General features: G+C 68.5%; 13 protein-coding genes. 5 read left to right on the forward strand and 8 right to left on the reverse strand.

Annotated elements, in window-relative coordinates:
* Positions 1–208: 208 nt before the first annotated feature.
* Together MYF83_RS19045 and MYF83_RS19050 are read left to right on the forward strand one after the other, a co-directional pair.
* Positions 209–2065, forward strand: a complete 1857-nt coding sequence (locus MYF83_RS19045; protein WP_248961815.1) for an alpha/beta hydrolase — start codon at positions 209–211, stop codon at positions 2063–2065.
* A gap of 8 nt (positions 2066–2073) precedes the next feature.
* Positions 2074–2577, forward strand: a complete 504-nt coding sequence (locus MYF83_RS19050; protein WP_248961816.1) for a hypothetical protein — start codon at positions 2074–2076, stop codon at positions 2575–2577.
* A gap of 293 nt (positions 2578–2870) precedes the next feature.
* Here MYF83_RS19050 and MYF83_RS19055 read toward each other — a convergent pair whose 3' ends face one another.
* Positions 2871–3302, reverse strand: a complete 432-nt coding sequence (locus MYF83_RS19055) for a nuclear transport factor 2 family protein (protein ID WP_248961817.1) — start codon at positions 3300–3302, stop codon at positions 2871–2873.
* An 82-nt stretch (positions 3303–3384) separates the two neighbouring features.
* Between MYF83_RS19055 and MYF83_RS19060 the strand changes: the two genes are divergently transcribed.
* Positions 3385–3987 (forward strand): TetR/AcrR family transcriptional regulator, encoded by a 603-nt coding sequence (locus MYF83_RS19060; RefSeq protein WP_248961818.1) that lies wholly within the window; start codon positions 3385–3387, stop codon positions 3985–3987.
* 513 nt (positions 3988–4500) lie between these two features.
* On the opposite strand, the gene MYF83_RS19065 is transcribed toward MYF83_RS19060, so the two are convergent.
* Entirely contained in the window at positions 4501–4698 is a 198-nt protein-coding gene (locus MYF83_RS19065; protein ID WP_248961819.1) for a hypothetical protein, read from the reverse strand.
* A 69-nt stretch (positions 4699–4767) separates the two neighbouring features.
* Between MYF83_RS19065 and MYF83_RS19070 the strand changes: the two genes are divergently transcribed.
* Together MYF83_RS19070 and MYF83_RS44325 are read left to right on the forward strand one after the other, a co-directional pair.
* Complete coding sequence (locus tag MYF83_RS19070) at positions 4768–6240, forward strand: AAA family ATPase (protein ID WP_248961878.1); 1473 nt, start codon at positions 4768–4770, stop codon at positions 6238–6240.
* Between the two features lie 149 nt (positions 6241–6389).
* Positions 6390–6890, forward strand: coding sequence for a 2'-5' RNA ligase family protein (locus tag MYF83_RS44325; protein WP_372500192.1), 501 nt, complete (start codon positions 6390–6392; stop codon positions 6888–6890).
* Here the strand turns inward: MYF83_RS44325 and MYF83_RS19075 are convergent.
* From MYF83_RS19075 to MYF83_RS42870, 6 genes are all read right to left on the reverse strand, one after another.
* A complete protein-coding gene (locus MYF83_RS19075; protein WP_248961820.1) occupies positions 6793–7692 on the reverse strand; it encodes a glycosyltransferase family 2 protein in 900 nt (299 codons plus the stop codon). The two genes, MYF83_RS44325 and MYF83_RS19075, sit on opposite strands and share 98 nt — an antisense overlap.
* Before the next feature lie 238 nt (positions 7693–7930).
* A complete protein-coding gene (locus MYF83_RS19080; RefSeq protein ID WP_248961821.1) occupies positions 7931–8698 on the reverse strand; it encodes a CDP-alcohol phosphatidyltransferase family protein in 768 nt (255 codons plus the stop codon).
* Positions 8676–9716 carry an iron-containing alcohol dehydrogenase family protein gene (locus tag MYF83_RS19085; RefSeq protein WP_248961879.1) on the reverse strand — a complete coding sequence of 347 codons (1041 nt, stop codon included), beginning with the start codon at positions 9714–9716 and terminating at the stop codon, positions 8676–8678. The genes MYF83_RS19080 and MYF83_RS19085 overlap by 23 nt, the downstream gene beginning before the upstream one ends.
* A gap of 76 nt (positions 9717–9792) precedes the next feature.
* Positions 9793–10527, reverse strand: a complete 735-nt coding sequence (locus tag MYF83_RS19090; protein ID WP_248961822.1) for a phosphocholine cytidylyltransferase family protein — start codon at positions 10525–10527, stop codon at positions 9793–9795.
* Between the two features lie 281 nt (positions 10528–10808).
* Positions 10809–11417: a DUF5941 domain-containing protein gene (locus tag MYF83_RS42865; protein WP_279339744.1), complete on the reverse strand. Its 609-nt coding sequence runs from the start codon at positions 11415–11417 to the stop codon at positions 10809–10811.
* Positions 11418–11434: 17 nt separating this feature from the next.
* Positions 11435–13216 carry a CDP-alcohol phosphatidyltransferase family protein gene (locus tag MYF83_RS42870; protein ID WP_279339745.1) on the reverse strand — a complete coding sequence of 594 codons (1782 nt, stop codon included), beginning with the start codon at positions 13214–13216 and terminating at the stop codon, positions 11435–11437.
* Positions 13217–13289 lie beyond the last annotated feature (73 nt).

The following is a 13289-nucleotide window of genomic DNA, read 5'->3' on the forward strand; positions in this document are numbered from 1 at the left end:
TGGCCGTGATCGTGATCCTGGACGCCGGGCACAAGAAGGCGACGGCGCCCAAGACCACACCCGGATCCGAGTAGCCCGCGACCGCGCCCGAGTCCTGGACGGCCCACGAAAGAGTCCTCACATAATCACTAATCCGGCATTCGACTTCTCTGCCGATTTAGTACGAGATCTTGCCGCAGGTCGGGCAGTCATGTGATGCTGACTCGCTGTGGCGACGGGGGTTACCGAACTGCAAGGCGTTCTGTCGCGGGTCGCACGGCTGGCCGCAGAGAACACCGGGGCGCTCGATTCGAGTGCCCGATGCATGTCGGCCAGCGCCTGGGTCGGCGGGGGCGCGCCGAAGTTCGCCCAGGCACTGACCGGACAGCGCGTTTCACTCCAGCGCGCCTTCGAGGCGGCGGCCCATGGGATCGTGGACCGGATCCGGCAGGAGGGCGGCCAGGCGTCCTACCCCTCGTTCACCACCTCGATCAGCACCCTGAGCGCGGCAGGACACGGCGACTTCGCCGGCATGAACGTCGAAGCCATGACCCGCATGGTCACCGACCTCCAGCAGGCCGGCCAGCAACTCCCCCTGGCCGGTCAGCGGCTCAGCGCGGAGTTATCGGCCCTCCACCTTCCCGCCCAGCCTGCCCACCTGGTGACCGGCGCCGGCACATGGGCGGAGGAGCAGGCCCGAGACCTGCGGTCACGCCTGGTTCTCCTCCAGAAGGAACAGGACTCCGGAGTGGCCACCCGCGCGATGGCCGCGTTCGGCCTGTTCGGTGGCCACGCACCCGACCCGAGCGGAGCCGACAAGCTGCTGGCTGCCGCGGCCACCGGCGAGACCACCGCCCTGACCGGCCTCCTGGACCTCCAGCACGCCGCCAAAGATCCCACTCTCGCCGCCCGGGTCAACGTATGGTGGCGCCAACTCAGCAGACCGACCCAGGACCAGCTCATCGCCGCCTCCCCCAACCTCCTCGGCAGCCTGAACGGCCTACCGACCACCATCCGCGACCAGGCCAACCGCAAATACCTCGGCGCCCAGGAAACCGCGATCAGGGGGGAACTGGCCCGGCTGACCGCCCTGGGGAAGGCAGGAGACGAGATCGAGCAGTTGCGGCTCAAACTCGACCAGATCAAGGCCGTGAGCCAGAGCCTCCAACTCGGCGGCCAGAACGGCCGCGCCCCGGCATTCCTGGTCACCCTCGAACTGGGCGGCCTAGGCAAGACCGCCATCTCCTTCGGCAACCCGGACGATGCTGACAACATCGTCACCTACGTCCCGGGAACGGGTTCAAAACTGACCGGCATCTACGGCGACGCCAAACGCGCGGCAGGACTATGGGATCAGGCCAATCTATCGGTTCAGGACAAGAATGTGGCCTCCATGATCTGGCTCGGTTATGAAGCCCCACAGTGGGAGTCGACTCTGGAGCCCAAACACTCGGTTGCTTTACCGGTGGCAGCACTGGCAGGAGCACCAGAGCTGGCAGGCTTCACCGACGGTCTTCACGCGTCTCACCGACCGGGCTCCGATGTCAGGCTGACCGTGCTCGGGCACAGCTACGGATCGCTCGTAACAGGTGTGGCGGCCCGCTTCCGCCCCGGCCGCTTCGCCGACCAGGTCATCTTCGTGGGCAGTCCAGGAGTCGGTGCGCTGCGAGCCAAGGAGCTGAACGTCGATCAAGTTTGGGTCGGTGAGGCGCCTAACGATCCTGTGGGAGACATAGGACATGTGAATCCGAGCCTCGTAGGCATCATGGCCGGGTTAGGCCCCTTTGGCAGCGACCCCAGCACTGGCCATTTCGGCGCCAAGCACTTTTACGTCGAAGAAACCAGCGATCCAACGTACACGTTCAAGGGGCACTCCAGCTATTGGGACTACCAGTCGACCTCCTTGAAGAACCTCGGATATCTCGTCAACGGTCAGTACAACAAGCTGCTCCCATTTCCGACCTTCACCCCATCAGCAACACCCACGCCGACGACGACGCCCAGCGCACCGCCAACCCCGAGCCCTGCGCCCACGATGAGCCCTTCGCCACGCCCACTTCCCTCGCCATCACCAGCGGGAGATTAGGAGATCAGATGCGACGGCTAATCATAGTGATCATCGCCATTGTGGCGCTCGCCGCAGGTTGCGTACGAGGAGGAAAGGCCGTGGACAAACCGACGCTGACCCAGGATGAGGCGGTGGCCCGGATAGAACAACTCATCCATGACACGGCCAACGCGCTAACGCCCATGCCCCGACTGGATCTCTACCGGCCCAGTCTTAACGTTGGTAGTTGCCTTGATCCCACCGACGGTGGTTCCGAGGACCGCGTAGTGATCAGCCGCACGTATTTCCTACGCGATATCCCCAAGGACAAGATCACCAATGTCGCAAAGCAGGTCAAGGCGTACTGGGAGCAGCAGGGCCATCTCATTCAGGGAGTCTCCGAGACCGGCACCGTCATCTCAGGGCGTTCTCGGCCCGACGACTTCCTGCTCTCAGTCGATCATTCCGACAACGATGTGTTGGCCCTGGGTGCTACCTCTCCCTGCATCTGGCTGAACGGCACCCCGGAGCCCAGCCCGCACGCCTCCTGACGTAATCGAAACACCACCCGCCAGGTCACTGAGACGCTGACAGGACGGACCGGTCAACTCGGCTTACCGACCTTGATCGCCGAGACGAATGGGGGTGCATGCCATGAGTGAGCCATACCAAACCGCGGTGGGCAGCCGCATGTGAGAGCTACCCCGCCGGTCACCTCGACCAAGCCTGGCCGGGCTGCGGTCGTACCGCCAGTTAACAAGTAGCCGATGAGCGGACGTTGCCGAGGCGGGCACCGGGCCCGGCGTGGCGCCCGCCGTGAGGCAGCAGGTATGCGGCCGCGTGCCTACGAACCGGCTTGGGTCGTGCCTGTGATGCTCGCGAGCGCCTCCATCAAGGGCAGCGGGTTGATGTAGTCGCGGTAGGACAGGATCTGACCGTTCTGGACCCGGAATACGGCGATGACTGTTTGGTGGAACGGCGCGCCAGTCGGGACAACGGTTCCGTGCGCTTCATACTCCACGATGATCACCTCCGGATCTGTGGTCTCATGCATCACTACGTTGCGGTATTCGTCGAACCTTATGAGCGCTTTGGCCGCCTCGGTTAGATGCCTGTGGATCTCCGTGCGGCCCCGCAACCGCGCGGGCGCGCCCGAAGGCCGGTACGGCCACTCGATGTATCCATCGGGTGCCATCAACCCCACAAACGTCTCGATATCCAGTTCGCGGCCCGCTCGTAGCATTTGCCCGACGATCTCGCGCGACGTGACGGTCATCGCCCATCCTTCGTTCAACGAACGTTGATTGAACGACCGTAGAACGAAGGCTCGCTTCTGTCAACGACCGTAGAATGAGCAGGTGACCGATCCGAGCGCCCGGCCGACCCGGGCGCAGCAACGCCGCCAGACCGAGGCGCGCATTCTCGCCGCGGCTCGCCAAATGTTCGCCGAACTCGGCTACGAACGCACCACGATCCGTGCTGTGGCCTCAGCCGCTGGCATCGACGCTGGCCTTGTCATGCACTACTTCGGCACGAAGGACGAACTCTTCTCGCGCGCTGCCAAGCTGCCCGCCGACGAGTTGCCCAGCGGCACTGCCGAACAGGTAGCCGAGGCGTTGCTCACCTCGCTGGCGAGGCGCCTGGACAGCGAGCCGGTGGCCTCGCTAGCCGTCCTGCGCTCCATGCTCACCAATGCCGACGCCGCCGACCGGTACCGGGCCGCAGGCGCGCCTCAGCTCAGCCAGCTCACCGCCGCGATCCCCACCCACGACGCCGAACTGCGCGCCAGCCTGCTCAGCGCAATCGTCCACGGCGTGATCATTGAGCGCTACCTGCTTCGACTCAGCCGGCTCGCCGACGCCTCGCCCGACCAGATCATCGACCTGCTTCGCCCGTGTTTCCGGACACTCGCCACGGCGCAAACACCCCCGTCGACCGACCAGCTATCCACCGACGGTTGAACGCCGGCCAGACACTCAACGATGAGCGCGATATCCGCTCATGCCGCTGACCGCGTGGCAGACCCATACCGCACTCCAGGTACGCCCGCGTGAACGGTCACAGGCAAAGGGGACACGGCTGCAGGTATCCGCCGACCTCGGTGCGGGCCCACAACTCCAGTTCGCCTCGGTCACCGCAGAATTTCACATAGTCAACTGTCCAGCGCACGCCTCTTGCCGGGTTTCCCGTGATCGTGGCGCAGTCGCCGCGGTGCAGACGAAGGTAGCTGGGGCTGGGGTTACGCGAAGTGTTGACGACGAATCCATCGGGGTGACGCCTAACCCACTCCAGGTAGCCAGTGTCATCATCGACGAAACGCTGCATGAATCCATGATGCCGCTCCTGCTGCTACCGCGCGCGGCATCGCGATGCTGGATCAGTCGGGCAAACGCTGGGGATGACACCCAACAAAAGCTGGGCAGATGTCCGATCGGCCGACGTCCTCGTCCCGAGGAGTGCGCAAGCGGTACAGGTCACCACGAACGCAACTCGTCCAGTTCGTGCCGGATCGCACGGATCTCGGCCTGATCCTCGGGGTCGGCTGCGATGGCTTCGGCCTGGGCGCGGATGCGTTCGTCACGCTGCAGCCGCCACGCGGTGAGCACCGCGTGGCGGATGGCTGTCTCCGGGCTGTCTCCAGCGACTGTGAGGTCAGCCAGGGCGGCTTCCATCTGCGGGTCGAGCAGGTACTGAAGTACAGTTCAGTGGACTGTACTTCAGTATCGGGGTGATCACTCTTGGTGGAGAAGCCGGGGCACATCTTCGATCGCGACTGGGAATGGGAGGCACTGAGCTCGTTCGCGACCGGTTCGCAGGCCGAGGTCGCGTTCGGGGTCGTCAGCGGCCGTCGGCGGCAGGGGAAGACCTTTCTGCTCAGGTCCCTGGCCGAAGCACTCGGCGGGTTCTACTTCGAGGCGACCGAGGGCACGGACGTCGAACTGCTCCGCCTGTTCGGCATGGCGCTCGCCCGGCACACCGGCTCTCCGGTGGGCTACCCGTTCGCGGACTGGCGAGACGCGTTCACGTTCTTCTTCTCGCTACCCAAGGACCGTCCGATGCCGCTGGTCATCGACGAGTTCCCGTACCTGATGAAAGCCAACCCCGCCATCCCGTCCATCCTCAAGCAGGAGATCGACCTACGCGGCCGTACGCACGGGGGCACGAGCAACGCCCGGTTACTGATCTGTGGCTCCGCTCTGTCGGTGATGGGCAAGGTGCTCGCGGGACAGGCGCCGCTGCGTGGGCGAGCACGTCTCGAGCTCGTGGTCCAGTCACTGCCGTACCGGGAGGCGGCCGACTTCTGGGAGGTGTCCGACCCTCGGCTGGCCGCGATGCTCCATGCGATCGTCGGCGGCACGCCCGCATACCGGGACGAGTTCGTGGCCGGTGATCGGCCGGCGTCGGTCGACGACTTCGACTCGTGGGTGGTGCGCACGGTGCTCAACCGACGGACGTCCCTCTTCCGGGAAGGAAGATACCTCCTCGCCGAGGAGTCCGACATTCGCGATCCCGCCCTGTACCACTCGGTCCTCGCCGCGGTCGCGGAGGGCAACAACACCTGGGGCGGCATAGCGAGTCACATCGGCCACAAGTCATCGGACATCGCCCATCCGCTCAACGTCCTGGAAGACTGCGGCCTGCTCGTCAAGGAGAAGGACGCCTTCCGGTCCGGGCGGACGCGCTACCGCATCGCGGAGCCGCTGATCACCTTCTACCAGGCGATCATGCGACCGGAGTGGACGGATCTCAGCCTCGGTTTCGCCGAAGAGGTCTGGGGACGGTCACGCCAGCGCTTCCTGTCCAAGGTGATGGGACCGCATTTCGAGAGCTTGTGCAGGGAGTACGCCCTGCGCTACGGGCGGCGGCACTTCGGCGCGGGCGGCGTCGGCGAGGTCGTGGCCGGAACGGTGGGCGACCCGGCCAACAGGTCCCAGATCGACGTGGACATCGCCGTCCTCGGCGTGGCGCACCCGGGTGAGCCGCGTGCGGTCAGATCTCTCGGCGAGGCCAAGTGGGACAAGGTCATGGACCTTCGGCACCTCGGCCGCCTGCGCCGGGCTCGCGATCTGCTGTCGGCCAAGGGGTACGACACCTCGGCCACCACGCTCGCCTGCTACAGCGGCGCCGGCTTCGACGAGGCCCTGCGCGCCGAGGCCCGCCAGGACCCGGACGTACTGCTCGTGGACATCCCCATGCTCTACGGCCGAGCCTGATAACCGCCTTCGGCGGAGGGTGGGTCACCGGGCCGGATCAGTGCGGCCCGTGAAAACGGGTCGCCGTTCCGAATGTGGCCGCGCAGAATTGGGTGCCGGAGCACAAGGGGAGGGACGATCATGGTGGTTCGATGCAGGGAGGCCTGGCCATGACGGATCCTGCCGAGGTTCCGTTCCGGGGAGGGCAGACCGCGCTCGTCGTCAAAGTGCCCGAGGCCGAGCCGGCCGTCGGCCGTTGGCGCGAGCGCTTCGATCGCGCCGCCGCCATGGGGGTCCAGGCACACGTGACCGTGCTGTACCCGTTTCTCGACAGCGGCAAGGTCGACGGCCTGGTCATGGATCGATTACGTGGGCTCTTCATCGCCCATGCCGCGTTCACCGCACGTTTCGACCGCTGCGGGCGCTTTCCTGAGGTGCTGTACCTGGCTCCCGAACCCGGCGACCCGTTCAAGAGGCTGACCGAGGCCGTGGTGACCCTCTGGCCGGAGGCCCCACCGTACGGAGGGCGGTTCGCGGAGATCGTGCCCCATCTGACCGTCGCCGACCTCAGGATCAGACGATGGGGGGGCGGCCGAGGCGGAGCATGCGCCAGGCGGTGCGCCAGGCCATCGGACGGCGCTCCCCCGCCGGCTCGCGCAACCCTTCCTTGAAGCCGCGGAACCACGACTTGATCGCCAGCGAGGACCGCTCGCGCAGCAGGGTCAGCAGGATCCAGTCGAGAAGGTAGAGGACCGCCAGCGGCCAGGGAAGGTTGCGGCGGGCCAGCCAGACCCGGTTGCGCGCGTTGAGCCGGTAGAAGTCGGCGTGGCGCGTCGGCGGGACCTGCGGGTGGTACATGACGGCGTCCGCGTCGTACTCGATGCGGTAACCCTCGCCGAGCAGGCGCCAGGCCAGGTCGGTCTCCTCGTGGGCATAGAAGAAACGGCCCGGAAGGCCGCCCACCTGCAGGAACGCCGAACGTCTGATGGCGCAGGCGCCGCCGAGGAACGTGGTCACCGGTGAGGAGCGCTGCGGGTCGCCGGCACGCAGCCGGGGCACGTGGCGCCGCTGGCCGACACCGCCGTCAGGGTCCATGACCCGGAAGGAGATCACCGCGAGGTCCGGCTCGGCCGCGAAGCGCTCGCGGACGTGCGCGGCCACCTTGTCGTCGGCGTACCAGCCGTCATCGTCGAGGAACAGGACGACGTCGCCGGTGCACTCGCGGACGCCGTGGTTGCGCCCCTCGGGGATGCCGACGTTGTGCGGGACGCGCACGGTGCGCACCGAGGCGGAGCCGTGCTGGGGCACCTCCGCGAGCTCCGGCACGTCGGCGCCGTTGCCCACGACGATGACCTCGACGTCGCCGTCGGTCTGCATGAGCGCCGACTCGACGGCCCGGTCAAGCTCGGCGACCCGATTGCCCATGGTGAGGATGACACACGAGATCTTCAACGCGTCATCGCCTCGACGCATGGAGAACGCATGGAGTCATGATCACCGAGTCTGTCTGAGCGGGCAATCCGGGGTGTCGCTGGGTACTGCGGAATAAGGGTATCGGAACTGTCGGCGAACCCCGGCCAAACAGCGATGGTGAGTCTGGTGGCGGCTCTTGACAGAGATACGACGCCGGAGGGCCGCCGACGGTTCCGATGCGTTCTCATCTCACGCAAGCCGATTCGACCTCATCTCACGCAAGCCGCCCGCCCTCATCTCATGCCAGTCGCCTCGACGCGAGGATGCTCACCAGGTGGAGAACGGTCTGCAGCCCCGCGAACACGACGCACGCCACGGTCAGCACCTGGGTGGCCGTCAGGTCGCCCGCGACCGCGTCCCAGATCGCGGCGAGCACGGCGATGATCGAGAGCTCGACGGCCTGGATGACGCGGTGGAAGCGCAGCGCCGCCGCGGCCTTCCGCGCCAGGCCGAGCCGCCGCGACTGGAAGTGCTCGGCCGCCGCCTCCGTGGTCGCCACCAGCCCCGAACGGGCGCGGGCGACGTCCACCAGGTCGGTCTCCGACTTGATCAGGATGGCGCCGAGCGCGGCGGCGAACCCGAGCACGGTGTACCAGTCGGGCAGCGTGTTCGAGGCACGGAACCCCAGGCCGATCAGCAGCGCCGCCTCGGCGAAGTAGTGGCCGACCCGGTCGAGGTAGACGCCGGTGATGGAGGTGCGGTGGGTCCACCGCGCCAGCTCACCATCGGAGCAGTCGAGCAGCAGGTAGATCTGGATCAGCACGGCCGCCGCGACCGCCGCCCACAGGCCCGGCAGGGCCAGCACCACGCCGGCGAGCAGCCCGGCCAGGATCATCAGCCCGGTGACCTGGTTCGGGGAGATGGGCGTGCGGGCCAGCGCCCACGTCACATAGATGGACAGCTTGCGCATGTAGAGCGCGCCGGCCCAGTGCTCGCCGGAGTTGCGATCCATGGTGGTCTGGGGCTGCGCGATCGCGCGCAGCTCAATGACCGACGGCCCGGACATATTCCTCCACCCGGTCGCGCACTTCGGCCTCGGAGAGGCGCAGGTGCTCAAGGATCGTGTATCGCCCGGGACGGGTCGACGGCGCCAGCATCACCGCGGTGGTGAACTGCTCGGCCGTCAGCCCGACGTCGCCGGGCGTGGCCGGCAGGTCGTGACGGCGCAGGCAGTCGGCCACCAGCGAAAGCCGGCGCTCGTCCTTCCGCAGGAAGAAGCAGAAGGCCGTCCCGATGCCGGCGAGCTCGCCGTGGTTGGAGATGCCTGGAAAGAGCTGGTTCACGGCATGCAGGATCTCATGATCCCCACCGCTGCTGGGACGGGACGAACCGGCCACGACCATGGACATGCCCGAGAGGATCAGCGACTCGGCCAGGACCGTGAGGAACGCGTCGGACTCGATCGAGTCGCCGCGCCCGAGCACGGCCTCGGCGCTGGTGCGGGCCATGGAGACGGCCAGGCCGTCGATGGGCTCGCCGCGCTCGACGTTGCCGAGCTGCCAGTCCTCGATGGCGGACAGGTTGCTGATCACGTCGCCCACGCCCGCCCGTACGAGCGAGGGGGGCGCGCCGTGCACGAAGTCCAGGTCGACGAGGATCGCTAGCGGCATCGGCACGCCGAACGACCCCTTGCCCCCCTCGTGCTCCAGCGAGGAGACCGGGGAGCAGATGCCGTCGTGCGAGAGGTTCGTGGCCACGGCCACCATCGGGATCCCGGCGAGCGACGCGGCGTACTTCGTCACGTCGATCGTCTTGCCCCCGCCGATGCCGACCACGGCCTCGTACGCGCCCTTGCGCAGGTCGGCGCCCAGCGAGACGGCGGAGTCCACCGAGCCGTCGGGCACCCGGAAGACCTCCGCCTCGCCCAGCGTCGGCGCGATCAGCCCGGAGATGTGGTCACCCTGCCCGGCGCCGACCGCGACCGCGACCCGGCCCGAGGTGGCCACCCGGCTGTCGGAGAGCAGCGCGCCGAGCTGGGCCACCGCGCCCCTGCGGACGTCGACGGTCAGCGGCGCCATGAGCATTCGCGCTAGCAGCGGCATGCCCGCCCCCAGCCCATAGTCCCGCCAGGGGCCGGCCGGGAACCCGCCGGCGGCTCGCCTAGTAGGTGCACGCGATCTCCCTGGCTCTGGCGAGGTCGTCGTGGTTGTCCACTTCCACCCAGTCGACCTTGCCGATGGGGGCGACGGCGATCTTCTCGCCGCGGGCCACCATCTCGCCGTACCCGTCCTCGTAGTAGAGCTGCGGGTCGCGCTCGAACGTGGCCTTCAGCGCGTCCGCGAGACGGTCGGCGGCTCCCGGGCGGATGAGCGTGGCGCCGATGTACTCGCCGAACGCGTCGGCGGGGTCCATCAGCTTGGTGATCCGCCGCAGGTGGCCCGACTCGTCGAGGGTGACCTTCATCTCCTCGTCGGCGAGCGACTTGACGTTGTCGACGGCGAGGAGGATGTCGCTGGTCACCGGCGCCGACAGCAGCGTGCGCTCGACCGAGACCGGGTGGACGGTGTCACCGTTCACCAGGAGGGCGCCCTCGGAGAAGTGGTCGCGCGCGCACCACAGGGAGTAGGCGTTGTTCCACTCCTCCGCCTTGTCGTTGTGCACGAGGGTGAGCTTCACGTCATGCCGCCGCTCGAGCTCGGCCTTGCGGTCGTGGACCGCCTGCGCCGCGTAGCCGATGATCACCACGACGTCCCGGAGGTCCACCGCCGCGAGGTTCCGCAGGGCGATGTCCAGGATCGTGGTCTCTCCGTCGACCGGCACGAGCGCTTTGGGCAGCGTGTCGGTGTACGGCCGCAGGCGTCGTCCGGCCCCGGCGGCCAGCACCATTCCCAGCAACGTGCACTCCTCAATCAAGCCAGAATCTGTAGGCCAAAGGTTAGTTGCCTACAGGTGGTGATCGTGTAATCCCGAGTTCACCTATTCCGTTACACGACCAAACGTTGGCAATGCGCGTCCGGGACTCGGACCGCCACCGTACCGCCGCCGCCCACCCCGCTGCCCCGCGAAGGAGCGGCCAGTCCCCGCCGGTGGCAAAGCCGCCGACGGGCCTGGTGGCGAAGCCGCCGATCGTGCCCGGTGGCGAGGAGCGTCAGTCCTGGCCGGTGGCGACGGAGCCGTCAGTCCTCGCCGCCGAGGTCGGCGGCCTCGACGCCCGATCGCGGCGCGGCCAGCCAGCAGGTGAGGCTCTCCCAGCAGAACAGCGCCGCCAGGTAGAACGCCGCCAGCGCGAACACCGGGGTGACGACGCCGAGCAGGGCCCCCATGGCGACCAGGAGCATGCGCCCCTCCCAGCCCAGACCGGCCGAGGCCAGCCAGGGCGGCGGATACACGTGCTGCCGGCAGCGGTACACGACGTCGTAGTGGTGGAACAGGATCGCGCCCAGCAGGACGTACAACAGCACCCGGGGCACGTCCCAGGCGAAGCCCACGCAGGCGATGAAGCCGTACTCGGTGAGGCGCAGGACCGGCGGCACCAGCCAGTCGAGCCGCCCGTCATGCGGGTGTGAGCTGCCCATCCCGGCCAGCAGCAGCGCCACGGCCGGCGCGAAGACGGCCGGCCCGTCGTTGCCCGCGACCCCGAGGAACAGCATCACGCCCGTCACGAACGCGCCGGCGAGCGCGGGCGGCAGCGGCGGGAGCTGGCCCGCGACGAGCACGCCCATGCCGCGCGCGAGGACCCCGTCGTCACGGTAGGTGACCACGGAGCTGCGCGGCACCCGCGTCATGTGCATCCTGGTCGTGGTCAAAGAGACCTCGCCGTCCTGCCGGTCAGCGTGTACAGCGCCGCGACCCCGCCCCAGGCCAGCAGCGCGAGGAAGGTCACGCGCGCGTTGAACAGCCCGGCGGTCACGGCGATCAGCACCATCCGCTCGCCGATGGGCAGGACGATCACCTTCTTCAGCCAGCGCAAGGCCGTGTTGCGGTCGAGCCGCGCGGAGAGCCGCACCACCGGCCCGCCGCCGTCGCCGGACGCGTCCGCTCGCGCCCCGGCGTACGAGAAGTCGATCATGTGCCGGATGGCCTGCACCAGCATGGCGGCCACCGCCAGGGCCCAGATGCCGTCCGGCCCCATGGCGCCCCGCTCGACACCGCCGGCGTACCCGAGGGCGAGCCCCACGTAGACCAAGTACTCCTTGACGCGGTCGAACGTGGCGTCCAGCCAGGCGCCGAGGGGCGAGAACATCCGGGTGTAGCGCGCCAGCTGCCCGTCCACGCAGTCGAGGACGAACGACAGGTAGAGCAGCACGGCGCCGGCGAGCTGCGCGCGGCGCTCCCCGGCGGAGAAGGCGACGGCCGCCAAGGCCGCAAGGCCGACCGACAGGCCCGTCACGGCATTCGGCGTGAGCCCCAGCCGCGCTGCCATCCGCACGACATGGCCCGACCAGGAGCTCACCAGATAGGTCGCGACGAAACCGTCCTCGGACTTGATCGCCGCCGCCAGGCGGGCATGATCCTCGTCCACCTCGGCCAGCCTGGCCATGGCCGCGTCGGCGCCTTGCTGCCCGGCCATCCTGGCGCAGTGGAGCCGCCCCAGAGGCACCGCCCGTACGGCGACGCCGACCCGGACGAGCCCCGCCAGCAGCAACTCGGCCACCTCGGCCTCGTCCGCGCCGCCCAGACGGCGATCGCGGGCCAGGTCGGCCAGCTCGTCGGCCACCTCGGCGAACCTCGGCAGATCGGCCTCGCCCACGTGCAGGACGCCGCGGAAGGCGCCGTTGGGCCCCGCCACGGTGTGGAAGGAGTTGCCCGCGGCGATCACCTTCCCCCGCTCCGCCCGGACCGGCGCGCCCGCCGAAACCGGCCCGCCGCCGGTCGCCGGAGCCGGGCCGCCGCCATTGAACGGAATCGGCCCGCCGCCGGTCGCCTGAGCCGGGCCGCCGCCATTGGACGGGAGGTCGTGCCCGGGAGAGATCAGCGCGCCGGTGCCCCGCCCGGGATCGGCCAACAGCAGGGCGAGGGCCTCGGTGTGGGCGACCAGGTCACCCGGCAGCACGGCCACCGGGCCGGTACCGGCCCGCGCGATGGCGGCCACCGCCCGCAGATCGCCGGTGAACCCCGAACTGCGGATGACACTGGACCGGGCCCCATCCGCCCTCGCCGTCGACCCAATCGGAGGCAGGCTCACAGCCTCGATCGGTGGCAGGTCCACCACCGTCTCCTCCCCCGAGCTCAGATCCACCGGCCTCACCTCAACCGCGGATGGGTCCGCCGCCGTCTCTACCGCGGATGTGTCCGCCGCGGTCGTCTCGAGTGGTGCCAAGGCGGGGCGGGAAGGGACGGCGCGGCGCTCCACGGGCCGGGTGACGATGTGAATCCGCTGCGCCCCGAGCGCCGAGAGCTGGCGGCTCAGCCGATCGACCAGCGTGCCTTCCAGGCAGAGCAGCCGGGTCGCCGGGGTCGTGGCGAGCACCACGGCGACGACCATGGGCGCACTCTTGCCGGACGGCTCCCCCGGACGGGCCGCGGAGGCGACAGAGGGCTTGCGCGGAGGCCGCACGGGGGGTGGATACGCGGATTCAGGCAAACCGAGGTCTCCTTCCGCGACCGGGGATCGTCCACCCCGCAACTTGACATCTTCCCCGGCGTGCACGCCGGGA

Source organism: Sphaerisporangium perillae (assembly GCF_023276435.1).
Classification (GTDB): Bacteria; Actinomycetota; Actinomycetes; order Streptosporangiales; family Streptosporangiaceae; genus Sphaerisporangium; species Sphaerisporangium perillae.